Origin of the sequence: Mycobacterium marinum, assembly GCF_003391395.1 — a bacterium.
In the GTDB taxonomy this organism is placed as follows: Bacteria; Actinomycetota; Actinomycetes; order Mycobacteriales; family Mycobacteriaceae; genus Mycobacterium; species Mycobacterium marinum.
Genome location: NZ_CP024190.1, coordinates 2,324,391 through 2,348,910, shown reverse-complemented (window position 1 = coordinate 2,348,910; position 24,520 = coordinate 2,324,391). Strand labels below are relative to the sequence as shown.

The window sequence follows — 24,520 nt, the reverse complement described above, 5'->3', positions numbered from 1 at the left end:
CGGACCAAACACGCCGCGCTCCAGCTATCGCCGCACCCACGATCCGGCGCAATTGGCAGTCGCGACAAACTGAAATCCCCTGTACCGCAGATTGTTAATGGCGCATACCGGAGAAATCCGTCCCGGCCGACCGTCGAAATCCAATAGATTCCGTTTTCGATACCAAAACCTAATCCCCGCACCGAGCTTGGCCGAACTCCCAACTCGTCAAATCCCGATGAGACAATCGAAATCCTGTTCGATGCGAGGTCGGGTTGATGCCACCGCCTTCGGCCCAAAGCCATCGCAGCTGGCAAAAGCCCTGTGCCGCAACGCCCCCCCACCGTGGGCTGTCAATCCACGTCGAGCGACCGAACGCTCCGGCCACACGGCGCGGTCAGGCCGAGGGCCGCGGCCGGCTCGACCACACACGACCGGTCAATATGTCGTGCCCATTTGCACGCGCTCAGCTCGATTCCAGTGAGACCCTTGACCCATGCCTCATGAAGGACCGAACCAGCTGTATGGCCTCTACCTGAGCATGCTGCGCCGCATAGGCCACTACCGATGGTTCGCGGCGATCTTCAAGCGCGTCGGCACGCCGGTAGACCGGGCGCTGATACGCCTGAGCCGGGGCCGGCTCTCCATGGGTGGTTCCGAGATGCCGACGATGCTGCTTACCACGACAGGCAGGCGCACCGGCAAAGAGCGAACGGTTCCGCTGCACTACGTGTGGGATGGCTCGAACGTGGTCGCCGTGTGTGAGAACTTCGGCTTGGATACGGCCTCGAGTTGGCCGTACAACCTGCTCGCTGACCCGAAGGCCCGCATCGAGATTGACGGCGCTGCTGCTGACTATCTGTCGCGACCCGCCACGGCGCAAGAGGTGGACCGCAACATGCCGAGGCTGATCGCGCTGTGGCCTGCGCATGACACCTATGTCAAGCGCACCGGCACCCGCAAAGTGTTCGTCTTCGAGCCCGTGAGTGCGCGGCGCTGACGGGCTGAGGGACTGAGGGGCTGAGGCCAAAGCGGCTACCCGTCGCCGCCCGCAGTGCCCGGCGCGCCGATGTCGCCCTGCAGTCCGGAACTGCCGTCCGGCGAGCCGCCGGCACCTCCGTCGCCGCCGTTGCCGCCGAGCGCGAAGTTGCCGCCGGTGCCAGCGGTGCTGGCGCCGTTCCCACTGGCTGCGCCGCCGCTCCCGCCGTTGCCACCCGCACCGCCTTGACCGCCCGGACCGCCCGTGCCGCCGACCCCGGTGCCACCGGCAGCCCCCGCCCAACATATCGGGCACTCGGTGGCTACCGATCCTAGGCCGCGGGCAACTCCCGGACAGGCATTCTGGAAACGGTCGCATTCAGATCTTCATAGGCCTCGACCACAGCGCGAAAATCCGTCTTTGCACTCATTCGGAAACTAAAGTGCAGGCACGCCCGCCACCCGCGCGATTGGCGATTTGCCCAGCAAATCTCGCTCGCAAACGGGCCCAACGCGTGAGCAGCTGCGATAGCCTCATGCCGCTATGACAGAAATGGCCAAGGGCAAGCTCATCCTCCTTAACGGCGGATCCAGCGCGGGAAAAACTTCGCTCGCGCTGGCATTCCAGGATTTGGCGGCCGAATGCTGGATGCACCTGGGTATCGACGTGTTTTGGAAGGCGCTGCCGCCCAAGCAACTTGACCTCGCGCGAGTGTGGCCGCAGTACTACACCTGGGAAAGCGTGGTCGAGGCCGACGGGCTGGACTGGTTCACCGTGCACCCGGGGCCCATCCTGGACCAGGCCATGCATGCGCGCTACCACGCAATCAGGGCCTACCTGGACAACGGCATGAATGTCGTCGCCGATGACGTGATCTGGAAACGGGAGTGGCTCATCGATGCACTCCAGATTTTCGAAGGCGTTCAGGTCTGGATGGTCGGGGTTCACGTCTCCGATGAAGAAGGCGCCCGCCGGGAAGAAGAGCGCGGCGACCGCTATGCGGGATGGAACCGCGGCAGCGCGCGCGCTGCCCACCGCGATGCCGAGTACGACTTCGAGCTGGATACCACCGCGAGCCCGGTTCGGGAGTTGGCGCGCGAACTCTACGAGACCTACCAAGCCTGCCCGCAACCCACGGCTTTCGACCGATTGCGCAAGCGCTTCCTGCCCTGAGCCGCAGCCTCAATCTTGCGGGGCGACGGTGGCTTTGGCCCACCGGTAATCCGGCTTGCCGGCCGGTGAACGTTCCACCTTGGGGCAGAAGACAATCTCCTTCGGCAGCTTGTAGCGGGCGATGTGTCGCGCGGCCTCCCCGATGATGCTGTCGGGGTCTGGGTCCGCCCCCTCGGCCAGCTGCACGATCGCGACGACTTCGTGTCCCCAGCGCGGGCTGGGACGCCCCGTCACCACGACGTCATAGACGGCAGGATGCTCGGCGATCGCGGCCTCCACCTCCTCGACAAAGATCTTCTCGCCACCGGAATTGATGGTGACCGAATCCCGGCCCAGTAACTCGATCGTGCCGTCGGCGTCCCAGCGCGCCCGGTCGCCGGGAACCGAATGCCGGATTCCTTCGATGACGGGAAAGGTCCGCGCGGTCTTGGCTTTGTCACCGAGGTAGCCCAGCGGTATCACGCCCTGCTGGGCAAGCCAGCCGATCTCGCTGTCCCCCGGCGTGAGGATTCTGGTCAAATCCTCGCTGACCACCACCGCACCCGGGATCGGGTCGAAGCGTCCGCTTGCGGGAAGCACCCGACTGGATACCTGGACCATTTGTGATCCCGATTCCGATGACCCGCCCGCGTCCAGGATCGTCAGCTGCGGCAACAGATCGACGAAGCGCTGCTTGACCCCGGCGCTGAGCGCGGCTCCACCCGAAATGAGCACCGACAGGGCGGACAGGTCGTAGTCGCCGGACTCGAGTTCGTCGAGCAATGGCCGGCCGAAGGCGTCGCCGACAATCGATAGCGACATCACCCGTTCCCGAGCCGCCATCGCCCACGCCGCGGCTGGATCGAAGCGGGTGGCCATTTGCGGCATGACAAACGGCCGGCCGCCGCACAGGCTGATGAACGCCGCCCATTGCGCAGCGCCGTGCATGAGCGGCGCGACCGTCATCGAGCCCGGCCCTCCTTGCCGGGATCGCTCGACGATGTCGTCGAGCCCGGTCACCAGCTCGCCGGTGCCGAACGTTCGTCCCCCCATCGAGTTCATGTAGATGTCGTGCTGACGCCACAGCACCGCCTTCGGCATCCCGGTGGTGCCGCCGGTGTAGAGCATGTACAGGTCGTCCGGCGACAACTCGACGTCCAGCGGCTCGTCGGATACGGACGCCAGTAGCTCCTCATAGCGCACCGCGCCGGGCAGCGGATCATTTCCGGACTCGTCGTCCACGTGGATCAGCTGCGGTTCACCGCCGGCCTTCTCCAACGTCTCGGCCAACGTCGGACCGAACCGAGCGTGGTAGATGACCGCATCCGCGCCGGCATTGCGCAGCAAGTACGCGAGTTCGTCAGCAACGTAGCGATAGTTGATGTTGAACGGGGCGACCCGCGCCTGATACGCGCCGATCATCCCTTCGAGGAACTCGTTGCAGTTGGTCATATACAGGCCGAGGTGACTTTGACCCGACTCGTAGGGCGCCAATTGCGACCGTTCCCGGCTGGCGCCGAAACCCCACTGGTGCAGCGCCCGAGCCAAGCGGCGGGCACGCCGTTCGGTTTGAGTGAAGGTGAATCGCCGATCCCCGTAGACGATGCAGTCTCCGTCCGGGTTGGCAGCGGCCACCGCCGAGAATACCTGGGCGATGTTGTATTCCACCGGCTCTCCTGAGCTCGTTCAAGCCAACGTCTGGGCCACTAGCAACGCTATAACGCCGACCCCGATCTGCATGGCGAGTTGCGGCTGAACTTGGCGCCAGTTGCGCGAATTCGCCGAACCACCGGCGAGTCGGCCGGAATTTGCTGGTCGCGACCGAGGCGCGGACGCGCCGATACATTGCTCGGCTGCGTTTCGGACGCACATCTCGCGTCCGTCAGGCATCCTTTAGCCATGGATGTGGAAGCCCTGCTGCACACAATTCCGCCACTAGCGGTCTACATCCTGGTCGGCGCCGTCGTCGGGGTCGAGAGCCTGGGCATTCCCCTTCCCGGGGAGATCGTGTTGGTCAGCGCCGCCCTGCTGTCATCGCATCACGAGTTGGCCGTGAATCCGGTCGGGGTCGGAGCGGCCGCCGTGATCGGCGCGGTGATCGGCGACTCGATCGGTTACACGATCGGACGCCGGTTCGGCATGCCGCTGTTCGACCGGCTCGGCCGGCGTTTTCCCAAGCACTTCGGCCCGGGGCACGTCGCGCTCGCCGAACGGTTGTTCAGTCGCTGGGGCTCTCGGGCGGTCTTCTTCGGTCGTTTTATCGCGCTGCTACGGATCCTGGCCGGCCCGCTGGCCGGCGCCCTGAAGATGCACTACCCGCGGTTCCTGACCGCCAACGTGTCCGGGGCGATCTGCTGGGCGGGCGGCACCACCGCGCTGGTGTACTACGCAGGCATCGCGGCCGAACACTGGCTGCAGCGGTTCTCCTGGATCGGGCTGGTGATCGCCGTCGTGGGCGGCCTCATCGCGGCGATCCTGCTGCGCGAACGCACCGCCCGGGCCATCGCCGAATTGGAGGAAGAACACCACCGCAAGGCGCAGACCGCCGGGGCTTGACCTGGCCTGACTAGCAGGCCGCCGCACCGGCCGCGCGGTGCTGTTCGATGAGCACCTGGGCCATGCGCTGGGCGCGGCGGGCCGAATCCGGGTCACCCACCGCCGCCAAGATAATGGCGCCCTTCATCAAGATGTGCCAGGACCAGGCAAAATCCTCGACGTCGTGGAGCCCAGCGGCCACCGCTCGTTCACGCACGATGCCGCGGACGTGGTCGATGTGGCCGATGCACGCCCGCCCGGCGGGGTGATCGGCGCCGAGTTCGAGCAACACATTGATGAATGAGCAGCCTTCGTAGCCGTCGCGGCTTTGGAACCACTCGTGCAGGACGTCGAAGATCGCCAACAACTGTTCCTCGGGCGTGTTGCCGCGCGCCCGCGACTTCTGCTCGATCAGACCGAAAGTCCAGAGTTCTTCGCGACGCTGCAGCACCGCCAGCACCAGGTCGTCCTTCGTGGCGAAGTGCCGGTAGAGCGTGGCTCTGGCCACCCCGGCACGTTCGATTACCTCATCGGTGCCGACGGCCCGGATGCCGCGCCGACTGAACAGATCGTATGCGGCCCCCAAAATGCGCTCGCGAGCCGACACAGCCGGCGTGGTGGCCTCCGGGATTGCCATAGCGAGAATTAACCATACTCTCAGGCGGAAGAGGTAGACAGACCGCCCTGTCTTGTTATAGAAAAGAGATTCGAGCGACGAAAGTCTGTCTTCAGACGCGCAGGACGGGCATCCATCGCGGCGTTACGGCGCCAGTCGATTAGGAGCGCACCATGAGCGTGGATATCGCAGATCCCTATACCTACCACCCGATGCTCAGCACTCGGCTGGTCCGCGAGTTGGGCGACCCGCACAGCACATTGCGAGCAACCACCGACTTCCGCACGGCCGCGGTGTTGATCCACGCGGGCGGTGAGGTGGACGCGGCCAACGAACACACCTGGCGCCAGCTGGTCGCCGAGACGGCCGCCAGTGCCCCGTCGCCGGGATTGTTCATCGTCGACGTGAGCGGCCTTGATTTCATGGGCTGCTGTGCGTTCGAGGTTCTGGCCGAGCAGGCCGACCAATGTCGCACCCGCGGCGTCGAGCTGCGCATCGCCAGTGCCGCCCACACACGCGTGACTCGCATCGTGGCGGCGTGCGGGCTCAGCGACGCACTGCCCGTCTACCGGTCGGTGGACGCCGCCCTAGCGGTGCCCGCCCCATCGGATTGAGCGCCCGGCCCCGTTGGGTTCAAGCGGGGTCAGGCGGGGCCTGCGGGCCGCGATCCACACCGGTACGCAACTTGACCGACGCCGAGTACGCGAGTGTGCGAAAGCGAAGCACCGGGTCATCAGAGGCTTCGATGCCGTCGGTCACCCGCATCGGGTCGAACACGACGATATCGCCGTCGTGTTCGCGTTCGGTGTCAACGCCAGTGACGTCAAGGGTGCCGACGGTGACCATGTCCGAACCCTGCCAAGGGACCGACGGATCGACGATCGAATCCCCCTGGCCGGCGATTTGGACGCGAAAATAGAACCGCACCGACCCGGCCGCAAGGCGGGTTTGCAGTTCGTCGGTGAGGAAGTCGGCGCCCTGGTTGCGGGCCGCCAGCGGCGACAGGAATTTCTCCCCGACCGCGGGAATCATGTGGTAGCGAACGAATCTCGCACTGCCGTCAGCGGCTACCCAGCGAAAAGCGTGCAGCCCGTGATATTCACAGGTGGCGTAACTGGCCGGAATTCTGTTCGCCGCACCCAGGATCGGCAGCGCGGCCAGCATGCGCGGATGGGTGGCCAGATACTTCGCAATGCGCGCCGGGGTGGTCAGGCTCGGCCGCAGCGCTTTGAGCAGATCTACGAACCCCTCCGGCGTGCTCGAGGTGAACAGCCGCGCGGTCTGCATCGACACATCGGTGGTGGACTTGTCGGGCAGTGTGAATTTCACTGCCATGCCGCGCACTCCGGGCGCGCCGTCGCGCTGGGCGGGCTTGCCCGATCCGTTGGAAAACCGGATCAGCGCCGCGACGGGTGCGCCGTCGAGGTGTTTGGCGCGAGAAAGCCCGGCCGCCTCGGGAGTCGCGGTGAACGTGCCGCGATACAGGGTTCCCTTGGCGTGCAACGCCCGGTAACCGGGACACGCGCCCCCGGTCCCCCGGATCGCTTCGATCGCCCCGTCAGGAGTGACTGAACCGCCCATTGGCGAATCCTAAGTCCTGCCGTCGGCCCGCCGGGGCGGCGGCTACAGGTACGGGACCGTCGCGGTTGCGTACATCTGGGCGGGGTCGGCGAGCAATTCGTTGTACTTGTTCTGCAGCGTCGCGATGGAGTCCCCCACGGGTTTGTCGCAATAGCGGCAGTGCGCTTTGAACTGGCCCTGCCCGTCTTCGTCCGGCCAGAATCGGCGTGGCCCGACCTGTGCACCGGGGTCGAATTGGACCGACTGATGCGCGGCCTCTTTGAGGATCCTGCCCACCGGATGACCTTGCGGGCATTCGAGTTTCAACACGCCCAGCCCGTCGGAAAAGCTCATCGTCTGCCATCCTCCGTGTTGTTTTGGACAACCTGCCAAGGCTGACGGTATGCCATCGCGCCGGGTAGCGCCTCGCCGTGCGGCGACCCCGGCCGGCTCAGGTGCAGCAGTCGGGGCTCAGCACCGCGCACAACGCCTGCAGGGCCTCGGTATGCACTCGGTGAAAGACGTGCATGCCGCGGCGCTCGGAGACCACCAGGCCCGCCTTGCGCAGCTGGGTCAGGTGATGGCTGACGGTGCCGTCGCTGAGGTTGAGTGCGGTGGCGAGGGTGCCACTGATCTCCTCCCCGGCCGGGGAACCGAAGAGCAGCGACATGATCTTGACCCGCGCCGGGTCCGCCAGGGCCTTGAGCCGCAAAGCCACCGCCAAGGCGTCGTCGTCGCCGATCGGTCCGGCGGCCACCGGGGCACAGCAAACGGGTGCGGAGATGTCGATCACGGGCAGGGCCTTGGGCACAAGTTCACTCTGCCAGATATCTTGACATATATCAAAAAGGTGGCGACACTGGGCAGCGGCGCCACTTTGATATATGTCTAACCAGCCGGAGGTTTCACCCGATGTCCCGTGTTCAGCTTGCCCTCAATGTCGATGACCTTGACGCGGCAATCACGTTCTATTCCAAGCTGTTTAACGCCGAACCGACTAAACGCAAACCCGGATACGCCAACTTTGCGGTGGCCGATCCCCCACTGAAGCTGGTGCTGCTGGAAAACCCCGGCGCTGGCGGCACCCTCAACCATCTCGGCGTGGAAGTCGGCGATAGCGACACCGTGCATGCCGAGATCGCCCGTTTGGCCGAGACCGGAATGTTCACCGAGGAAGAGATGGGCACGACGTGTTGTTTTGCCACCCAAGACAAGGTGTGGGTGACCGGCCCCGGCGGTGAGCGCTGGGAGGTATACACCGTGCTGGCCGACTCCGAAACCTTCGGCACCAGTCCGCAACACCCCGCCGACCAGGAGAGCGACGCGGGTGAGGCGGGCGGGTGCTGCGGCGCGCAGACCGCGGCCGCGACATCCTGCTGCTAGGTGATGACCCGAGGCGGGTGGGGCGGCTGGGCCGAGCGCCCCACTTGCCATCGGATTCGATATCTATCAATATCGATGCATGTCGAATCGTGTCGAAATGGATGCGCCGTGCTGCGTGGCAGCGCCGCTGCTGCGTGAGCCGCTCGAGGCCAGCTCAGCGGTCGAAATGGCGGCCCGATTCAAGGCATTGGCCGATCCGGTGCGGTTGCAGCTGCTGAGCTCGGTAGCAAGTCATGCCGGAGGCGAAGCCTGCGTCTGTGACATCTCCGCCGGAGTCGAGGTGGGCCAGCCCACGATTTCCCACCATCTCAAGGTGCTGCGGGACGCGGGTTTGCTCACTTCACAACGGCGCGCCTCGTGGGTGTACTACGCCGTGGTCCCGGAAGCACTCAACGCACTGTCGCGGCTGTTGAGCGTTCACGCGGGCAGCGCAACCGAGCTGGAGACATCGGCATGACCGGCACCGTCGACCACCAGCCCGCGCCCGCGGTGGTGGGCAAGCTTTCCACCCTGGACCGGTTCTTGCCGGTATGGATCGGGCTGGCGATGGCCGCCGGGTTGCTGCTCGGGCGCTGGATTCCAGGCCTGAACACGGCATTGGAAAAGGTTCAGGTCGACGGGATCTCGCTCCCGATCGCCCTGGGCCTGCTGATCATGATGTATCCGGTACTGGCCAAGGTGCGCTACGACCGCCTCGATAGCGTCACCGGCGATCGCAAGCTGTTGATCAGTTCCCTGCTGCTGAATTGGGTGGCCGGCCCGGCGCTGATGTTCGCACTGGCCTGGCTGCTGCTGCCGGATCTGCCGGAGTACCGAACCGGCCTGATCATCGTCGGACTGGCCCGCTGCATCGCCATGGTGATCATCTGGAACGACCTGGCCCGCGGGGATCGCGAGGCGGCCGCGGTGCTGGTCGCGCTGAACTCGATTTTCCAGGTGGCGATGTTCGCGGTGCTGGGCTGGTTCTACCTGTCGGTGCTTCCGGGTTGGCTGCATCTGACACAGACCACCATCTCCACCTCGCCGTGGCAGATCGCCAAGTCGGTGCTGATCTTCCTTGGTATCCCGCTGCTGGCCGGATACCTGTCCCGGCGGTTGGGCGAGCGGGCGAAAGGCCGCGGCTGGTATGAATCCCGGTTTCTGCCCAAGGTCGGGCCGTGGGCGCTCTATGGCCTGCTGTTCACCATCGTGATCCTGTTTGCGCTGCAAGGCGATCAGATCACCAATCGCCCCCAGGATGTCGCGCGCATCGCGCTGCCGCTACTGGTCTACTTCGCCGTCATGTGGGGCGGCGGCTACCTGCTGGGCGCGGCGCTGCACCTGGGCTACCAACGCACCACGACCATGGCGTTCACCGCCGCGGGCAACAACTTCGAACTGGCCATCGCCGTGGCCATCGCCACCTACGGCGCAACCTCGGGTCAGGCGTTGGCCGGAGTCGTCGGCCCGCTGATCGAAGTGCCGGTTCTGGTGGGACTGGTCTATGTGTCCCTGGCGCTGCGCAACCGCTACCACGGTCCGGCCCCCACCGGCGCAAGCACGACATGATCAAGCCCAGCGTCTTGTTCGTCTGCGTACACAACGCCGGACGTTCGCAGATGGCCGCCGGATGGCTGCGCCACCTCGCCGGCGATCGCATCGAGGTTCGCTCGGCCGGTACCGAGCCCGCTGACCGCATCAATCCCGTCGCGGTAGCAGCGATGGCCGAACTGGGCATCGACATCACCGCCAACACACCCGAGGTGCTCACCGGGGCGTGGGTACAGACCAGCGACGTCGTCATCACCATGGGCTGCGGCGACGCCTGCCCGTACTTCCCCGGCGTCAGCTACCGCGACTGGACCCTGGCCGACCCGGCCGGCCAGCCCCTCGACGTCGTGCGGCCGATCCGGGACGACATCGGCGAACGAGTGCGAGCCCTGATCGCCGAGTTGCTCAACGAGCATCCCGATACCGCACAGATTTGCCGGGGATAGCCATTTCGGCCTCTTCCGAGGCGAGGTTTGCTAGGTTTTGTCGGGATCGTTACTGCCGGTGCGAAATCGCCCGCCGAGGAGACCTGTCAAATGAGCCAGCTCACGAGCCAGCCCGCCGGCGATCCATATGCGTGAGGCCGGTACCACTCCCGGGCCGGGGCAAATACTGCGGGTCGCCGTTCCCAGCTTCCTGTTGTTGTTCCTCGTCGCCTGTGGCGGGTCCGGACGGGCGGGCCACCCCGCGGCTCATGGCTCGTCGTCAGCGCCGGAAACCACCACTGCGCCAGAATTGAGCGCCGAACCGTTGCCCTTCAACGCCGGCGGCCTGCTTGCCGGTTCGGCGCACCCCAGCTTCCCCGAGGGCGAGCCGAACAAGATGTCCGTCGTTCAAGTCGGTCCGCTGACCGTGCATGAGGGCGGATCGGCCAAGCTCCCGTTTGCCTTCCGCAACAACACGAGCGAGACGATCTCATTCATCGACTGGACGGGGCTGGTCCGCAGTGAGGGCACCGTCATCAAGACCGGCAGCAGCCAGGGCACGATCCCCGCGCGGGTGAAGTCCGGTGAGGTGGGCCTTGCGTTCATCTACTTCGACGACAGGACGCCACCTCCACCCCCGGATGCCAAGTACGAGTTCTCGGTCAACAGCACCACCGCCGATGCGGACCTGTCCGGCACGGCACTGCTCAAGGCCACCGAGGCCAACATGACGCCGTATTCCATCGTCGGAGCGGCCATCAACAACACCGGGAAATCCGTCGAGGGCCCATTCTCCGTCGCGGCCTACTGCTTTGACGGCAACAATTTGCTTAGCGAGGCGGACGCATTTGCTGAGCCGGATGATTTCGTCGCCGCCGGCAACCAGGTGACCTTCACCGTGGACCTCTTCGGCGCCGACTGCCCGACTTTTACCGTCGGGGTCAGCGGGTACTTCGCGGCCTGACCGGTTCCGCTGCCGCGGCCTTGCCGTGCCCCAGGGGTAGCCAGGTGCCGCGGCGCGCCTACCGGGCGGTCCGGGGCCGGGATAGAGCGGGATTTGTTTGCCGAATCGGCATGCCATTGACCATGGCGTTATCCCCCTGGCCCGCAAGGCTTTTAGCCGTTAACTCAGCAACAGCAGACGTCGACACGCAGCGCTTGTGATCGCACACGAACCCTAGCTGATCAGCAAACAAACACCTGACGCACCGAGACGCTGCCGACGCGCCGCCAAGCAGGCAGATAGATCAATCGCACCCGAGCGGAGTCGCAGCTAGCAAATTTTGCATCCGAATAATTGGAATGGCATTCCACAATAGGAATTTCCGTTCGTGACGGTCACGAATTGCGGCAATGTACCGGCTCATCAAATGGCGGTTAAATACTCTGCAGAAACCGCCAAAACCCTGAATTCGCGAATGGTCGTGCCTAGTATTGACGGCTGCGACTATTCGCCAACGAAACAGTGCCCCTCTGACACGGCCAGGGGCTGGGAGGACACCGATGTCGTATGTGATCGCGGCCCCGGAAATGCTGGCGGGCGCAGCCACGGACCTGGCCGGCATCGGCGCTGCACTGCAGAGCGCCAACGGCGCCGCTGCGGCCCCGATCACCGGCGTGCTGGCCGCCGGCGCCGACGAAATCTCCGCGGCGGTGGCCGCACTGTTTTCCGGCCACGCCCTGGACTACCAGGCCCTGAGCACCCAGATGGCCGGGTTCCACCAGCAGTTCGTCACGGCCCTCAACAGCGCCGGGGCCTCTTATGCGGCCGCCGAGGCGGCCAGCGCCAACCCGCTGCAAGCTGTCGAACAACAACTGCTCGGGGTGATCAACGCGCCCACCCAAGCCCTGTTGGGGCGGCCCCTGATCGGTGACGGCACCGCGGGCGCGCCCGGGCAGAACGGCGGCGACGGCGGACTTCTGTGGGGCAACGGCGGGGCGGGTGGCGTCGGGACCGCCGCGCATCCCACCGGCGGCAGCGGCGGATCGGCCGGACTCATCGGCACCGGCGGGGCCGGCGGCGCCGGCTACGGCCCGGCCGCCCAGACCGGCGCGACCGGCGGCAGCGGCGGGGTTGGCGGAACCGGGGGCTGGCTGTACGGCAATGGCGGGGCCGGCGGAATCGGCGGCACCGGCGGCAGCGGGCTGGATGGGCCCGACAGCGGCGCGGCGGGTGGCGCCGGCGGTAGCGGCGGCAGCGGCGGTGCGGCCCGGCTATTCGGCAATGGCGGCGCCGGCGGTAGCGGCGGGCAAGGCGGCAACGGCGGCATCGCCATCGAGACGGGCAACGGCGGTGCCGCCGGTGCCGGCGGCACCGGTGGCGCCGGCGGACACGGCGGCTGGCTAGTCGGCAACGGAGGAATCGGCGGCGATGGGGGCAGCGGCGGCGTCGGCGGCGACGCCGGCGCCTTCGGACCCCCCGCAAGCGGTGGTGCCGGGGGCCACGGCGGCATGGGCGGCGTCGGCGGCGACGCCGCGTTGCTGTTCGGCAGCGGCGGCGCCGGCGGGGTGGGCGGCAACGGCGCCATCGGTGGGACCGGTGCGATGAGCGGCGCCGGCGGCGCCGGCGGTGACGGCGGCAATGGCGGATACGCCCAGCTGATCGGTGACGGCGGCGGCGGAGGCGCCGGCGGCGCGGGTGCGTCTGGCGCCGCCGACGGGGACCCCGGCACCGCCGGCGGCGACGGGGTGCTGTTGAGCTCGGCCAGCGCCGCCCCGCTGTACGCGGTCGAACAACAGGTGCTCGGAGCGATCAACGCGCCCACCCAGGCCCTGTTGGGGCGCCCGCTCATCGGCGACGGCGCCACGGGGGCAGCCGGGCAGAACGGCGGCGACGGCGGACTTCTGTGGGGCAACGGCGGAGCCGGCGGGACCGGAACCGCTGCGCACCCCACCGGCGGCAGCGGCGGATCGGCCGGACTCATCGGCAACGGCGGCGCCGGCGGCGCCGGCTACAGCGCGAGTGGCCTGCCCCCCGCAGGGATCGGCGCACCCGGCGGCGCCGGCGGGTCCGGGGGAAGCGGCGGCTGGCTGGTCGGTAACGGCGGAGCCGGCGGAATCGGCGGAATCGGCGCCAGCGGCAGCCTCGGTGCGCCCAGCGGTCAGGGCGGCAACGGTGGCATCGGTGGAGCCGCGGGGCTGTTCGGCCAGGGCGGCGCCGGCGGCAACGGCGGGCATGGCGGCGGCGACGACTTCGCCTTGTCGGCTGGAGCGGGTGGGGCCGGCGGTGCCGGCGGGCACGGCGGCCAGCTCTACGGCGATGGCGGCGCCGGCGGCACCGGCGGCATGGGCGGCAGCGTTGACATCGCGGAGAGCGGGGTAACCGGTGGTCGCGGTGGCAGCGGCGGCGTGGGCGGCAGCGCCGGGCTGTGGGGCGCCGGCGGGCAGGGCGGCGCCGGCGCGCAGGGTGGGGACGGCGGGGCGGGCGTCGACACCACCCTCGGCGCGGGCGGCGACGGCGGCGCCGGTGCTGGTGGCGGAACCGGTGGGTTCCTGTACGGCAACGGCGGAGCCGGTGGCACGGGCGCGCACGGTGGCGGTGGGCCAGGCATGGGCGGTGATGGCGGGGACGGCGGCGACGGCGGCAGGGCCCAGCTGATCGGCAACGGCGGCAACGGCGGAGCGGGCGGCACCGCCGCCCTCGGCGGGACCGACGGGACCGCTGGCGCCGCCGGCAAAGGCGGAGTGCTGTTCGGCGCAGACGGGGCAACCGGGTAACCACCACCGACCGCTGCCCGACGGCCGCTCGCGGCCCCTAAGCCGGTGCTTGATTGCGAGTTCGCATCGGGCATGGGTGAAGAAAACCCATAAACAAACCTTGTGGTCCCGGCTGGGATCGAACCAGCGACCTTCCGCGTGTGAAGCGGACGCTCTCCCACTGAGCCACGGGACCGGCGCCGAACGGCAACGAGGAGGAAGACTAGCACGATCCACGGCGTCAATGAACGCGCCGTCTGAGCCGGCGACCACCAAAGCGCCCCAAAGGACCTCGCGATTTGTGCCCGTCCGCTCAGGTGGACTAATGTCTTGCTTCGCACCGGACGACGATCTCGCCCGTTGCGCGCGGATGTAGCGCAGTTGGTAGCGCATCACCTTGCCAAGGTGAGGGTCGCGGGTTCGAATCCCGTCATCCGCTCGAAGGTGCAAGTGGCATCAATCCCCAGCGGTGGAGTGGCCGAGTGGTGAGGCAACGGCCTGCAAAGCCGTGCACACGGGTTCGATTCCCGTCTCCACCTCCAGATTTGATCCCCCCAGCGCGATTAGCTCAGCGGGAGAGCGCTTCCCTGACACGGAAGAGGTCACTGGTTCAATCCCAGTATCGCGCACCAGAGTCAGCGCAGTTCGCAGGTTCCACCTAGCACTGCTCATCAATTCTCGTGGTCGAATTCGGCCACACCGTCGCCTACCGTTCGAACCGCAGAGACGGTCGTCTCTGCGGCGGAGGTGTACGTAGTTCTCATGTCTGAAGGGCGACAGCGGCGGGCCGAGGCCGCGCCGGCAACTCTTGCGGCATCGGCGCTACGGCCACGCAACGTGCTGGCGATCGCGGTCTCCGCGATTTCCCCGACGACGTCGGTGTTCTTGATCTACGGCGACGGGCTGCAGATCGCCGGAACCGGCGTCGTGTGGGCGTTTGTCATTGGCTCCGCCATCGCGGTGTGTATGGCGCTGTGTTACGCCGAGGTCGGCTCGGTCTTTCCCTCCGCCGGCGGCGCCTACACGATCGTGCGCCGCGCCATCGGCCCCGTAGCGGGTGGCGTCACCAGCGTGCTGTTCCTGCTGCTCGGAGTGGTCTCGACGGCCGCCATCCTGGTCGCCGCGGCGACGTATCTGTCGTCGCTGATCGGCGCCGCCGTACCGGTGCAGTGGCTGGCGCTGGGGATGATGGCGCTCATCACGGCGCTATCGATCGGCAAGATCGCCCCGGCCAGCTGGGTCGTCGCGGCCATGCTGGCCCTCGAACTGGCCGTGATCATCGTCTTCACCGTCGTGGCCTTCGCGCACGCTTCCGCGGTCACCAACCCGTTCACCCAGCCGGTGACGGCCGGGCCCGGCGGCGCCCTCGTTGGTGTCGGCATCGCCGGCATCTTCGCTGCCGTCGGTCCGGCGCTGTTTGCCTTCAATGGCTACGACTGGCCGCTGTATTTCTCCGAAGAGACGGCGGGATCACGACGCGCGATTCCGCACGCCGTGGTCTTGTCCGCGGTCCTGGCCGTCGTGGTCGAGTGCGTCGCGGTGATCGCCGCGACCCTGGCCATCCGCGACATTCCCGCCGCCATCACCGATGGTTCTGCGGTCGAGTTTCTTGCTCGCCAAATGATGGGTCCGGCCGGCGCGACGGTTCTGGTCGCCGGCGTGGTGGTGGCGATGTTCGATACCGGCCTGGCGGCAAACCTCGGGTATGCGCGCGTCTACTACGCCGCGGCCAGGGATGGGATACTGCCGCGACGGCTGCAACCTCTGTTCGGTCGACTGTCAACCCGGTCGCGGGTCCCGGTGCACGGATTCCTCTTCCTCTTCCTCGGCAACGGCCTGCTGTGCGTCTTCATGTCGCTGCCCAAGCTCATCACGTTCACCGGCGTGATCATCGCCATCGTGTATCTGCTGGTGGCGTCGTCGGCGATCGTCTGTCGCCTTCGAGACCGCGACTTGGTGCGGCCCTTTCGGATGCCGCTGTGGCCGCTGCCGCCGCTGCTGGCAATCGCGGGCGTCGTCGTGACGCTGGCCACCCAGGAAGTCAAGGACCTCGCTATCGGCGCCGGCCTCGCCGCCGCCGCGGCCCTAGGTTATCGGATAGCCCGGCGAAGGTTGCCCGCGCGCCTGGGCGGCGACCCCGTCACTGGTCGCAGCACGCCGTAACTCGGCACGCACACGAGGCGCGGATCGGCACGTCGGCACGCGCGGTGGCCAGCGCGAGCTGCTGGCCGATGATGGCGGCCTCCCCGGTTCGACCGAGCCGCTGCAGGCACTCGTGATACCCATGCAGGCTCCAAACGTTTCCGGGATGCTGACACGGCCGGGCCAGGGTGGGGTCCAGTCCCAGATCGGCGGCATACACCGCGGCCGCCTCCTCGACATGGCCCTGTTCGAGCAGCAGCGCCCCATACGCATGCCGGGTGGGCTGCATCCAGCCCCAGGGCTCGTCGTAGGGCAGCGTGTCATCGAGTGTCACCGCGCGCCGCAGGTGAGCGAAGGCCTCGTCGAAACGCCCGTCGCGGTAGGCGATCTCACCGTCGAGCATGGCCGCGGCCACCGCGAGGATGTCGCGGCTGGTGTTGTTGAACAGGTACCGCGACTCCGGCACCCGCGCGCATGCCTCGACGAACGCGGCGCGCTCGGCATGGGCCTGAGCGAGTTGGCCGGTGGCCGCCAGGGCGACGCCACGGCCATAGTGAATCGTGGCCGTCGTGGTGCAGTAGAGGTCCCGGTCGCACGGCAGTGGTTGTGCGATCAGCTCCTGCCAGCTGCCGAACCGCACCAGCACGTGGGTCCGCAGCGGCACGAACGCCTCGAGCCAGTCGGCCATCGGCGGAGACTCGATCGATAGCAGCTCGGCCCCCAGCTGGCCGGCCAGCTCGTCGGCGGCCCGCAGCGCGATCTGCGATTGCCCTTCGAACATCGCCGAGTACACGATGAAGTGCAGGTCGTGCGCGCGGTAGAGCGAGTAGAAGTTCAGCGGGCCCTCGCGACTGACGAACCGCCGATCCGCCCGCACCGCAGCAAGATTGGCCAGCACCGAGCTGCGGTAGTCGCCGCACAACACGTCGATATGGCTAGGCATGTGCTGCAGATGCCCGGCGTCGGGCACCAAGCCGCGCAACAGGTCGGCCGCCGGCAGGGCAACCTCGGGGGTCGCCGACATCTCCATGGCGTGCAGGTACAGGTGCAGGACTCCCGGATGGGCCCGGCCCGCGGGAGTGGCCAGTGCCTGGTCCAGGAGGCGCTTGGCCTCGAGCACCCGCGAGCCGGCGGCCGGCTCCCCGGTCGCCGTGTCCCACAGGGCCCAGGCGGTGACGTTGAGCAGCGCGTCGGCGGCCAGGGCCTGCACGTCGACATCGGCCGGATAGGCGGCGGCCAGCGCGGCCATTGCGTCGGCGTAGGCGCCCAGGCCGGCGCGCAGCGCCTCCGCGTCGTCGGGGTCGTCGGTCGGGAAGCGGGCTTGCAGCGCCGCGACCAGGCCTTGGTCGACCGGACTGGCCCGCCCTTGGGCGGCCAGGGACAGCTCCATGCGTGCGCGGGCCAGTGACGTGGTCATATCGACGGGGTCGAATGCCGCCCACGGCTTGTTGTAGTTCGGGCCCACCGCGTAGGCGATCCCCCACCGCGCAATGGCCAGGCCGGGATCAAGGTCCAGCGCCCGTTCAAAGCAGCGGATCGACTCTTCGTGATTGAACGCGTACGCCCACACCATCGCCCGGTCGAACCAGACCTGCGCCTGGGCGGAGGGGGTCTGGACCGGCCGGTGGTAACTGCCGAGGTCGAAATATTGCTCGCCGGCCGTCATCACCGCTGCGCCGCAAAGGATTCGACGACTTCGGCCAGCTCGTCAACCGCCTCCCAGTTCAGCAGGTGTCCCGCGCCGGGCACGGTGACCAGCCGGGCACCCGGAATTCCGGCGGCCAGCCGGTGCGAGTGGCTGGGCGGGGTGGTGCGATCCGAGGAGCCCACCATCACCACCGCCGGCACCGAGATCTCGGCCAGCCGTGGATAGCGATCCTCGCGCGAGAACGCCCGCACGATGGGTAGGTGCGGTCCGTGCCGGTCGAGATGTTGATGGAACCAGTCGAGGAATACCGAGATCATTGCCGGTGACGGACGCGCCCCGCACTGTGCCGCCCCGAACAGCACCGCGATGGTCCTGCTGCGCAGCAGCCGTTGCAGGATCCCGCGTTCCAGCAGCGGGATCTGCAGGCGGTTCTGCGGAGCCCCGTCCAGCACCCGGCCCGCCCAGGTGGCGAACAGCACCACCGCGCGCAGCCGCTGTGCCAGGGCACCATGGTCGAGCAGGGCGCGGATGCTGACGAAGCCCCCCATCGAATGTCCGACCAGCACGCCGTCGCGGATGTCGAAGTGGTGCAGCACCGCGGCAAGATCGTCGGCCATGGGCTCCGATCCGATTCCCTCGGCGCCCAGTGTCGACCGGCCATGGCCGCGCTGATCAAAGGCAATCACCCGCAGGCCCCGGGCCAGCAGTTCGTCCCAGACGAAATTCCACTCGATGAGGCTGGCGCAGTAGCCATGGACCAAAATCACCGGCGTCCCCCGGCCTGCCACCAACGCATGCAGCACGGTCCCGTCGGGGCGGGTGATCGCGACCCGCTCACCTTGTGGTTCGGCCAGCAACCGTTCCCTGGGAAACGGGTCGGGATTGCGCTCGATTCGGCGGGCCAGGGCCCGGGCACCACCCCAGCCGACCAGACCGCTTGCACCGGCTAGGGCCGCGGCGGCCAGCGTCGGTCTCATCCGTCCAGCTTGCCTGATTTGCCCGGCTCAGAGCGCGCAATGGCCTAGCGGGCTCAGCCGGGAGGGTTTGCGCCGTGGCCGGAAAGGATCGTGGGGCAATAGGCATTGGCCGCGATCGCGGTGAACTTGGCTGCGCCATCTTCTTGGAGCCCGGAGTTGGAGCTCTGCACCTGCTTGACGACGTCGACCGTCTGAGTCCCGTTGTTCACTTGCTGACATATCCATTTGGCGGCCGCGATCGCCCGCGCCGCGTCCGGATAGGTGATGCCGGCCTTTCCCAGCGCAACCAGGAATGCGTCATCGTTGGCATCGGCCTGTGCGGGTGCGGCCAGGCCGACCATGACGGCCAACCCTGTCACCCCAACCAAGAGCTTCATATCCCCCTGATGGTCCCAGACCGGCGCCATCCCTGCATCCCGGAGAACACGCCAAGATCGTCAACCTAGCGTTGACGAAGCCGCCGTCGTCAACCTATCGTTGACGACGTGGCCGAGTCGACGAAAATCACCTATCCCGTCCGCCTCGACGAACTGATCGACGCGATCAAACAGGTCCACACCAACGCGCTGGACCAACTGACCGACGCCGTCCTGGCCGCCGAACACCTCGGCGAGATCGCCGACCATCTGATCGGACACTTCGTCGACCAGGCGCGTCGTTCCGGAGCCTCATGGACCGACATCGGCAAGAGCATGGGAGTGACCAAACAGGCCGCACAGAAGCGATTCGTCCCCCGAGCCGAAGCCACCACGCTGGACCCGGAGCAAGGCTTCGGACGCTTCACGCCACGCGCTCGCAGCGCGGTGGTCGCCGCCCAAAACGCCGCCCACCAAGGCGCCAACGACGAGATCACCCCCGACCACCTGCTGCTGGGAGTGCTGGCCGACCCCGCCGCGCTGGCCACCGCGCTGCTGCGGATGCAAGCGATCGACACCGAGGCCCTGCGCGCGTCGGTGCGCCTACCCGCGGCCACCGGCGAAACCCCTGCCCTCATCCCGTTCAGTGGGCCGGCGCGCAAGGTGCTGGAACTGACCTTCCGTGAGGCCCTTCGGCTCGGCCACAACTACATCGGCACCGAGCACATGCTGCTCGCGCTGCTCGAACTCGAGGACGGAGCCGGACCGCTACACCGATCCGGTGTCGAGAAGTCACGTGCGGAGGCCGATCTGAGCAGCGCACTCGAATCGTTGACCGGCCACGGACCGGACGGCCGGCCCGGCAAGTCCTGAAGACTTAACCCCTCCCCTTCGCATTGCCGCATGTGTAATCATGCGAAGGTCGCAGAACAGGGCGCCGAGGAGGCAAACATGCACCGCTGGCCGAAGGTTGTTCGCTCCGCCCTCGTCGTTCTCGCGGCCCCCGTCTTTGCCGTCTTGCTCGCCGCCGGTGCCGGGGTGCTGGCATTGAACTCGGCCGCTCCCCGCGCCTGGGCCGGCGATGCGCCGATCGGACACATCGGTGACACGCTTCGAGTCGATACCGGCACCTACGTCGCCGATGTCACCGTGAGCAACGTGGTACCGGTCGATCCACCGCCGGGATTCGGCTACACCCGCAGCGGCGTGCCGGTAAAGAGCTTCCCCGGCAGCTCGGTGAACCGCGCCGACGTGACGGTCCGTGCGGTCCGGGTGCCCAATTCCTTCATCATGGCCACCAATTTCAGCTTCGACGGCGTCACCCAATTCGCCGACGCCTACAAGCCGCGCCCCTGCGACGCACCGGATTGGCTGGACGCCGCACTGGGCAACGCACCACAAGGCTCGATCGTGCGCGGCGGGGTGTACTGGGACGCCTATCGCGATCCGGTCTCCGTCGTCGTGCTGCTGGACCGCAAGACCGGCCAGCACCTCGCACAGTGGAACCTCTGAGCTGAACGTCCAGATCGCCGCGGCGGGCCCCGTCGACGCCGCCGAGTTGGGTGCGGTGGCCGCGCGCACCTTCCCGCTGGCTTGTCCGCCGTCGGCACCGGCCGAACACGTCGCGTCGTTCATCGAGACCAACTTGTCGGGCGACCGGTTCGCCGAATATCTCAACGATCCGCAGCGCACCATTCTTGCCGCTCGCGCTGGCGGCCGAATTGTGGGCTACGCCATGCTCGTTCGCGCCGATACCGACGACTGCGATGTCGAGTTGTCCAAGCTGTACCTATTGCCCGACCAGCACGGCACCGGAACCGCCAAGGCGCTGATGGACAATGCGCTCACTACCGCCCAAGACTGGGGAGCCCGCCGAGTATGGCTCGGGGTGAACCAGGAAAACCAACGGGCCCAACGCTTCTACGCCAAACGCGGGTTCACGGTGAGTGGCACCAGAACATTTCAGTTGGGCCCCCACCAAGAGAACGACTACATCATGGTTCGCGAGCTTCGCTGACCGGGGCCGTCAAAGCCAACAGTCGTGAGGTGGCACGTAGATACTTCTTGCGGTAGCCGCCGGCCAGCATCTCCTCGCTGAAAATGGTGTCCAGCTTGGCCCCGGATGCCACCACCGGGATGCCGGCGTCATAGAGCCGATCGGTGAGCGCCACCAGCCGCAGCGCAACATGTTGGTCCTCGATGGGGTGCACACCGGTCAGAAACACCGCGCTCACACCGTCGATCAGGGTCAGATAACGCGATGGATGCATGGTGGCCAGGTGGGCGCACAGGGCGTCGAAGTCATCGAGGGTCGCGCCGCGCACCGTAGCAGCGCGCTGGGCGACCTGATCATCGGACAACGGCCGCGGCGCCGGCGGCAGGCCACGGTGGCGGTAGTCCGGCCCCTCGATCCGCACCGTGGTGAAAATACTTGCCAGCGTGTTGATCTCGCGCAGAAAGTCCTGGGCGGCAAAGCGCCCCTCACCCAGCTGTTCGGGCAGCGTATTGGAGGTGGCGGCCACCGACACGCCCCGCTGCACCAACGCCGAGAGCATCCGGGAGATCAGCGTGGTGTTACCGGGGTCATCAAGCTCGAACTCGTCGATGCACACGGCCGTGTGATTGGCCAGCAGGTCGATGCATTCCGCGAAGCCGAAAACGCCCGCCAACTGGGTCAGCTCACCAAAGGTCGCGAACGCCTTGGGCTGTTCGGGTGCGTCCGGCCCCAAGCCGGGCAGCTGGTAGTAGGACGAGGCCAGCAAGTGGGTCTTACCCACACCGAATCCGCCATCGAGGTACAGCCCCACGCCGGGCAACACCTCACGCCTGCCCAACAGCTTCTTGCGGCCAGCCCGGCGCTGCACCGCCTCCTGGCAAAATTCCCGGCACGCCACCAGGGCGGCGGCCTGGGTCGGTTCCGCGGGATCCGGCCGATACGTCGAGAAGCTCACCTCGGCGAAGGTTGGGGGCGGCCGCAATTGGGCAATCAGCCGCTCTGGCGACACCGACGGATGACGGTCCACCAGATGCGCCACCCCTCCCCAAGCACCCGCAGAAGTGGACCCGTGCATGCTGGCACTGTAGCGGCGTGTTGCAATCAACTTCATAGCCGACGTGGAGGTCTGCCCATGCCTGACCCAACCTCAGGCCGGTCCGCCGATGCACAGCTGACGCTGCTCGGAACCGACCGCCAACTCACCGACGAGGACCTGCCCGAGTTCTACGGCTATCCGGCGAAGCTGAGCGGCACCTGGTTGCGGGCCAATTTCATCACCAGCCTCGACGGCGGCGCGACCGTCGGGGGCACCAGCGGCGGCCTAGCGGGGCCGGGCGACCGAGCCGTGTTTGTTCTGCTGCGTGAGCTGGCCGACGTCATCCTGGTCGGCGCGGGCACGGTGCGCATCGAGGGCTATTCCGGTGCGCAACTGGGCGTCGCGGAACGCCAGCAGCGGCAGGCCCGCGGACAGAGCGAAGTCCCGCAACTGGCGATCGCCACCAACACGGGTCAGCTGGACCGGGATCTGCCCGTGTTCACCCGAACCGAGGTACCACCGCTGGTACTGACCGCCGCGGCGGCCGTCTACGACACCCGCCGGCGGCTGACCGGCCTCGCCGAAGTGGTCGACTGCTCCGGCAAGGACCCCCACCGGGTCGACGAGGGCCTGCTGCTGGCCAGACTCGCCGGGCGGGGCATGCGCCGCATCCTCACCGAGGGCGGACCAACGCTGTTCGGATCGCTGATCGAGCAGGATCTGCTCGACGAATTGTGTCTGACCATCGCCCCCGTTGTGGTGGGTGGTCTGCCCCGGCGCATCGCGTCCGGCCCGGGCCAGCTGCAAACCCGGATGCACTGCGCCCACGTCATCACCGACGATGCCGGGTACCTCTACACCCGCTACGTTCGAGCCTGAACTGCACGTCGCGCAGCATCGCTGAGCGCAGTGGTTACTGTTGTCGGCATGAGTCGGCGCCTCCCGTCCACCCCGATTCGCGTCGCGGTGGCCTTCTCGGTGACCACAGTGCTGGCTGCCTGCGTTCCGGTACTGGGCGCTGACCCGCGCTTTGCCACCAATACCGGCGCGCGCCCGCAAGGCGCCGCCACCACCACACCACCGCCCAGCGGCCCGCCGCCGATCGCCGCGCCCAAGAACGATCTGTCCTGGACCGACTGCACCTCACAGGTCTATTCCGATGCCGGCGTTCAGGGCGCCCCCGGCACCAGGCTGGAGTGCGCGACCTTCGACAACGACCTGGATCCGGTCAACGGCGGATCCGGGTCCGTCAGTATCGGCGTGGTGCGCGCCCGCTCCGGCCAGACGCCACGCGACGCCGGGCCCCTGGTCTTCACCACCGGCTCCGACCTGCCGTCGTCGACTCAGTTGCCGGTCTGGCTGTCCCATGCCGGTGCCGACGTGCTGCGCACCCACCCGATCGTTGCCATCGACCGCCGTGGGATGGGCATGTCGAGCCCGATCGACTGCCGCGACCACTACGAGCGCACCGAGATGCGTGATCAGTCGCAGTTCCAGACCGGCGATGACCCGGTGGCCAACCTTTCGACGATCTCCAACGAAGCCACCACCGACTGCACCGACGCCATCGCCCCCGGCGCATCCGCCTACGACAACGGACACGCCGCATCCGACATCGAGCGGCTGCGCAATCTGTGGGATGTGCCGGCACTGGCGCTGGTCGGCATCGGCAACGGCGCTCAGGTCGCCCTCACCTACGCCGGATCACGACCCGACAAGGTCGCCCGGCTGATCCTCGACTCCCCGGTGGCTTTGGGGGTCAGCGCCGAAGCCGCCGCTGAACAACAGGTCAAGGGTCAGCAAGCGGCGCTGGATGCGTTCGCCGCACAGTGTGTCGCGGTGCACTGCGCGCTCGGATCCGATCCCAAGGGCGCCGTCGCCGCACTGCTGAACGACGCCCGTTCCGACAACGGCCCCGGCGGCGAGTCGGTGGCCTCGATAGCCACCGCCATCACCACCGCCCTGGGCTTTCCCACCGCGGACCGCATCCGCACCACGACCAGCCTGGCGGACGCGCTGGTGGCCGCCCGCGCGGGTGACATGAACCAGCTGTCCAACCTGATCAACCGGGCCGATGCCCTGCAGCACACCGACGGCCAGTTCGTCAGCTCGTGCAGCGACGCGGTGAATCGCCCCACCCCGGACCGGGTTCGCGAACTGGTGGTCGCCTGGGGCAAGATCTATCCGCAATTCGGCACGGTCGCCGCACTCAACCTGGTCAAGTGCGTGCACTGGCCCAGCGGCTCGACAACCGACGCCCCCAAGAGCCTCAAGGTCAACGTGCTGTTGCTGGGGGTGCAGAACGACCCGATCGTGGGCAACGAAGGCGTCGCCCAGACCGCGGCCACGATCATCAACGCCAACGCCGCCAGCAAGCGAGTGATGTGGCAGGGCATCGGACACGGTGCCAGCATCTATTCGTCCTGCGCGGTACCGCCGCTGATCGGCTATCTCAACGACGGCGAACTGCCGGGCACCGACACCTACTGTCCCGCCTGAAACCGGCTCGG

The 24,520-nt window shown here is 67.4% G+C and carries 23 protein-coding genes, 4 tRNA genes and 1 pseudogene; 18 read left to right on the top strand and 10 right to left on the bottom strand.

All coding sequences use genetic code 11. The features are described from left to right. Window positions 1–475: 475 nt before the first annotated feature. Together CCUG20998_RS09950 and CCUG20998_RS09940 are read left to right on the top strand one after the other, a co-directional pair. Window positions 476–979: a nitroreductase/quinone reductase family protein gene (locus CCUG20998_RS09950; protein ID WP_051173348.1), complete on the top strand. Its 504-nt coding sequence runs from the start codon at window positions 476–478 to the stop codon at window positions 977–979. A 522-nt stretch (window positions 980–1,501) separates the two neighbouring features. Then, window positions 1,502–2,131: a phosphotransferase-like protein gene (locus CCUG20998_RS09940; protein ID WP_020728456.1), complete on the top strand. Its 630-nt coding sequence runs from the start codon at window positions 1,502–1,504 to the stop codon at window positions 2,129–2,131. Between the two features lie 9 nt (window positions 2,132–2,140). On the opposite strand, the gene CCUG20998_RS09935 is transcribed toward CCUG20998_RS09940, so the two are convergent. Then, window positions 2,141–3,778 (bottom strand): acyl-CoA synthetase, encoded by a 1,638-nt coding sequence (locus tag CCUG20998_RS09935; RefSeq protein WP_020728455.1) that lies wholly within the window; start codon window positions 3,776–3,778, stop codon window positions 2,141–2,143. A 231-nt stretch (window positions 3,779–4,009) separates the two neighbouring features. Between CCUG20998_RS09935 and CCUG20998_RS09930 the strand changes: the two genes are divergently transcribed. Further along, the gene (locus tag CCUG20998_RS09930) at window positions 4,010–4,666 is read left to right on the top strand and encodes a DedA family protein (protein WP_020728454.1); all 657 of its coding nucleotides are present in this window, start codon (window positions 4,010–4,012) and stop codon (window positions 4,664–4,666) included. Window positions 4,667–4,676: 10 nt separating this feature from the next. On the opposite strand, the gene CCUG20998_RS09925 is transcribed toward CCUG20998_RS09930, so the two are convergent. After that, window positions 4,677–5,282: a TetR/AcrR family transcriptional regulator gene (locus CCUG20998_RS09925; protein ID WP_020728453.1), complete on the bottom strand. Its 606-nt coding sequence runs from the start codon at window positions 5,280–5,282 to the stop codon at window positions 4,677–4,679. Between the two features lie 152 nt (window positions 5,283–5,434). Here CCUG20998_RS09925 and CCUG20998_RS09920 point away from each other — a divergent pair, with 152 nt between their 5' ends. Next, on the top strand, window positions 5,435–5,875 hold the full coding sequence (locus CCUG20998_RS09920; protein WP_020728452.1) for an anti-sigma factor antagonist: 441 nt from the start codon (window positions 5,435–5,437) through the stop codon (window positions 5,873–5,875). A gap of 19 nt (window positions 5,876–5,894) precedes the next feature. On the opposite strand, the gene CCUG20998_RS09915 is transcribed toward CCUG20998_RS09920, so the two are convergent. The 3 genes from CCUG20998_RS09915 to CCUG20998_RS09905 all read right to left on the bottom strand — a co-directional run bounded on the left by CCUG20998_RS09915 (window position 5,895) and on the right by CCUG20998_RS09905 (window position 7,632). After that, a complete protein-coding gene (locus CCUG20998_RS09915) occupies window positions 5,895–6,842 on the bottom strand; it encodes a catalase family peroxidase (RefSeq protein WP_020728451.1) in 948 nt (315 codons plus the stop codon). 42 nt (window positions 6,843–6,884) lie between these two features. Continuing rightward, entirely contained in the window at window positions 6,885–7,175 is a 291-nt protein-coding gene (locus tag CCUG20998_RS09910; RefSeq protein WP_012393834.1) for a hypothetical protein, read from the bottom strand. Window positions 7,176–7,272: 97 nt separating this feature from the next. Then, entirely contained in the window at window positions 7,273–7,632 is a 360-nt protein-coding gene (locus CCUG20998_RS09905) for an Rv2640c family ArsR-like transcriptional regulator (RefSeq protein WP_011741093.1), read from the bottom strand. A 101-nt stretch (window positions 7,633–7,733) separates the two neighbouring features. Here CCUG20998_RS09905 and CCUG20998_RS09900 point away from each other — a divergent pair, with 101 nt between their 5' ends. From CCUG20998_RS09900 to CCUG20998_RS09875, 5 genes and pseudogenes are all read left to right on the top strand, one after another. Continuing rightward, window positions 7,734–8,204: an ArsI/CadI family heavy metal resistance metalloenzyme gene (locus tag CCUG20998_RS09900; RefSeq protein ID WP_020728450.1), complete on the top strand. Its 471-nt coding sequence runs from the start codon at window positions 7,734–7,736 to the stop codon at window positions 8,202–8,204. A gap of 79 nt (window positions 8,205–8,283) precedes the next feature. Further along, the gene (locus tag CCUG20998_RS09895) at window positions 8,284–8,661 is read left to right on the top strand and encodes an ArsR/SmtB family transcription factor (RefSeq protein ID WP_012393832.1); all 378 of its coding nucleotides are present in this window, start codon (window positions 8,284–8,286) and stop codon (window positions 8,659–8,661) included. Continuing rightward, window positions 8,658–10,180 (top strand): annotated as a pseudogene (gene arsB / locus CCUG20998_RS09890) (ACR3 family arsenite efflux transporter). The gene CCUG20998_RS09895 and the pseudogene arsB overlap by 4 nt, the downstream one beginning before the upstream one ends. A 127-nt stretch (window positions 10,181–10,307) precedes the next feature. After that, window positions 10,308–11,123 (top strand): hypothetical protein, encoded by an 816-nt coding sequence (locus CCUG20998_RS09880; protein WP_020728446.1) that lies wholly within the window; start codon window positions 10,308–10,310, stop codon window positions 11,121–11,123. A gap of 539 nt (window positions 11,124–11,662) precedes the next feature. After that, entirely contained in the window at window positions 11,663–13,876 is a 2,214-nt protein-coding gene (locus CCUG20998_RS09875; protein ID WP_116269102.1) for a PE family protein, read from the top strand. A 103-nt stretch (window positions 13,877–13,979) separates the two neighbouring features. Here CCUG20998_RS09875 and CCUG20998_RS09870 read toward each other — a convergent pair. Further along, a tRNA-Val gene (locus tag CCUG20998_RS09870) sits at window positions 13,980–14,051 on the bottom strand. 170 nt (window positions 14,052–14,221) lie between these two features. Here CCUG20998_RS09870 and CCUG20998_RS09865 point away from each other — a divergent pair. The 4 genes from CCUG20998_RS09865 (at window position 14,222) to CCUG20998_RS09850 (ending at window position 16,018) form a co-directional block, all read left to right on the top strand. Then, window positions 14,222–14,294, top strand: a tRNA-Gly gene (locus CCUG20998_RS09865). 29 nt (window positions 14,295–14,323) lie between these two features. After that, a tRNA-Cys gene (locus CCUG20998_RS09860) sits at window positions 14,324–14,397 on the top strand. Between the two features lie 15 nt (window positions 14,398–14,412). Then, window positions 14,413–14,487: transfer RNA gene (locus tag CCUG20998_RS09855), tRNA-Val, on the top strand. A 130-nt stretch (window positions 14,488–14,617) separates the two neighbouring features. Continuing rightward, window positions 14,618–16,018, top strand: coding sequence for an APC family permease (locus CCUG20998_RS09850; protein WP_020728444.1), 1,401 nt, complete (start codon window positions 14,618–14,620; stop codon window positions 16,016–16,018). On the opposite strand, the gene CCUG20998_RS09845 is transcribed toward CCUG20998_RS09850, so the two are convergent. The 3 genes from CCUG20998_RS09845 to CCUG20998_RS09835 are packed head-to-tail and all read right to left on the bottom strand — an operon-like array spanning window position 15,996 to window position 18,999. Then, the gene (locus CCUG20998_RS09845) at window positions 15,996–17,663 is read right to left on the bottom strand and encodes a tetratricopeptide repeat protein (RefSeq protein ID WP_020728443.1); all 1,668 of its coding nucleotides are present in this window, start codon (window positions 17,661–17,663) and stop codon (window positions 15,996–15,998) included. The two genes, CCUG20998_RS09850 and CCUG20998_RS09845, sit on opposite strands and share 23 nt — an antisense overlap. Next, window positions 17,663–18,622 carry an alpha/beta fold hydrolase gene (locus CCUG20998_RS09840; RefSeq protein ID WP_020728442.1) on the bottom strand — a complete coding sequence of 320 codons (960 nt, stop codon included), beginning with the start codon at window positions 18,620–18,622 and terminating at the stop codon, window positions 17,663–17,665. Before CCUG20998_RS09840 ends, CCUG20998_RS09845 begins: the two co-directional genes overlap by 1 nt. A gap of 53 nt (window positions 18,623–18,675) precedes the next feature. Next, window positions 18,676–18,999, bottom strand: a complete 324-nt coding sequence (locus CCUG20998_RS09835; RefSeq protein WP_036455818.1) for a DUF732 domain-containing protein — start codon at window positions 18,997–18,999, stop codon at window positions 18,676–18,678. 108 nt (window positions 19,000–19,107) lie between these two features. On the opposite strand from CCUG20998_RS09835, the gene CCUG20998_RS09830 reads away from it, so the two are divergent. The 3 genes from CCUG20998_RS09830 (at window position 19,108) to CCUG20998_RS09820 (ending at window position 20,995) form a co-directional block, all read left to right on the top strand. Continuing rightward, complete coding sequence (locus CCUG20998_RS09830) at window positions 19,108–19,851, top strand: Clp protease N-terminal domain-containing protein (protein WP_020728440.1); 744 nt, start codon at window positions 19,108–19,110, stop codon at window positions 19,849–19,851. Window positions 19,852–19,929: 78 nt separating this feature from the next. Next, on the top strand, window positions 19,930–20,490 hold the full coding sequence (locus CCUG20998_RS09825; RefSeq protein WP_020728439.1) for a hypothetical protein: 561 nt from the start codon (window positions 19,930–19,932) through the stop codon (window positions 20,488–20,490). 1 nt (window position 20,491) lies between these two features. Continuing rightward, complete coding sequence (locus CCUG20998_RS09820) at window positions 20,492–20,995, top strand: GNAT family N-acetyltransferase (RefSeq protein ID WP_223161269.1); 504 nt, start codon at window positions 20,492–20,494, stop codon at window positions 20,993–20,995. On the opposite strand, the gene zapE is transcribed toward CCUG20998_RS09820, so the two are convergent. After that, window positions 20,973–22,085, bottom strand: coding sequence for a cell division protein ZapE (zapE, locus tag CCUG20998_RS09815; protein ID WP_036455498.1), 1,113 nt, complete (start codon window positions 22,083–22,085; stop codon window positions 20,973–20,975). The genes CCUG20998_RS09820 and zapE overlap by 23 nt on opposite strands. A gap of 21 nt (window positions 22,086–22,106) precedes the next feature. On the opposite strand from zapE, the gene CCUG20998_RS09810 reads away from it, so the two are divergent. Continuing rightward, on the top strand, window positions 22,107–22,889 hold the full coding sequence (locus CCUG20998_RS09810; protein WP_020728436.1) for a pyrimidine reductase family protein: 783 nt from the start codon (window positions 22,107–22,109) through the stop codon (window positions 22,887–22,889). A gap of 30 nt (window positions 22,890–22,919) precedes the next feature. After that, the gene (locus tag CCUG20998_RS09805) at window positions 22,920–24,509 is read left to right on the top strand and encodes an alpha/beta fold hydrolase (RefSeq protein ID WP_103654031.1); all 1,590 of its coding nucleotides are present in this window, start codon (window positions 22,920–22,922) and stop codon (window positions 24,507–24,509) included. Window positions 24,510–24,520: the final 11 nt, after the last annotated feature.

What these genes read in the sequence shown, in the direction of transcription:
- CCUG20998_RS09875 (WP_116269102.1), top strand. Translation starts at nt 11,663, where the DNA reads ATGTCGTATGTGATCGCGGCCCCGGAAATGCTGGCGGGCGCAGCCACG.
- CCUG20998_RS09880 (WP_020728446.1), top strand. Translation starts at nt 10,308, where the DNA reads ATGCGTGAGGCCGGTACCACTCCCGGGCCGGGGCAAATACTGCGGGTC.
- zapE (WP_036455498.1), bottom strand. Translation starts at nt 22,085, where the DNA reads ATGAAGTTGATTGCAACACGCCGCTACAGTGCCAGCATGCACGGGTCC.
- CCUG20998_RS09920 (WP_020728452.1), top strand. Translation starts at nt 5,435, where the DNA reads ATGAGCGTGGATATCGCAGATCCCTATACCTACCACCCGATGCTCAGC.
- CCUG20998_RS09930 (WP_020728454.1), top strand. Translation starts at nt 4,010, where the DNA reads ATGGATGTGGAAGCCCTGCTGCACACAATTCCGCCACTAGCGGTCTAC.
- CCUG20998_RS09940 (WP_020728456.1), top strand. Translation starts at nt 1,502, where the DNA reads ATGACAGAAATGGCCAAGGGCAAGCTCATCCTCCTTAACGGCGGATCC.
- CCUG20998_RS09810 (WP_020728436.1), top strand. Translation starts at nt 22,107, where the DNA reads ATGCCTGACCCAACCTCAGGCCGGTCCGCCGATGCACAGCTGACGCTG.
- CCUG20998_RS09840 (WP_020728442.1), bottom strand. Translation starts at nt 18,622, where the DNA reads ATGAGACCGACGCTGGCCGCCGCGGCCCTAGCCGGTGCAAGCGGTCTG.
- CCUG20998_RS09910 (WP_012393834.1), bottom strand. Translation starts at nt 7,175, where the DNA reads ATGAGCTTTTCCGACGGGCTGGGCGTGTTGAAACTCGAATGCCCGCAA.
- CCUG20998_RS09950 (WP_051173348.1), top strand. Translation starts at nt 476, where the DNA reads ATGCCTCATGAAGGACCGAACCAGCTGTATGGCCTCTACCTGAGCATG.
- CCUG20998_RS09925 (WP_020728453.1), bottom strand. Translation starts at nt 5,282, where the DNA reads ATGGCAATCCCGGAGGCCACCACGCCGGCTGTGTCGGCTCGCGAGCGC.
- CCUG20998_RS09915 (WP_020728451.1), bottom strand. Translation starts at nt 6,842, where the DNA reads ATGGGCGGTTCAGTCACTCCTGACGGGGCGATCGAAGCGATCCGGGGG.
- CCUG20998_RS09835 (WP_036455818.1), bottom strand. Translation starts at nt 18,999, where the DNA reads ATGAAGCTCTTGGTTGGGGTGACAGGGTTGGCCGTCATGGTCGGCCTG.
- CCUG20998_RS09825 (WP_020728439.1), top strand. Translation starts at nt 19,930, where the DNA reads ATGCACCGCTGGCCGAAGGTTGTTCGCTCCGCCCTCGTCGTTCTCGCG.
- CCUG20998_RS09900 (WP_020728450.1), top strand. Translation starts at nt 7,734, where the DNA reads ATGTCCCGTGTTCAGCTTGCCCTCAATGTCGATGACCTTGACGCGGCA.
- CCUG20998_RS09895 (WP_012393832.1), top strand. Translation starts at nt 8,284, where the DNA reads ATGTCGAATCGTGTCGAAATGGATGCGCCGTGCTGCGTGGCAGCGCCG.
- CCUG20998_RS09850 (WP_020728444.1), top strand. Translation starts at nt 14,618, where the DNA reads ATGTCTGAAGGGCGACAGCGGCGGGCCGAGGCCGCGCCGGCAACTCTT.
- CCUG20998_RS09845 (WP_020728443.1), bottom strand. Translation starts at nt 17,663, where the DNA reads ATGACGGCCGGCGAGCAATATTTCGACCTCGGCAGTTACCACCGGCCG.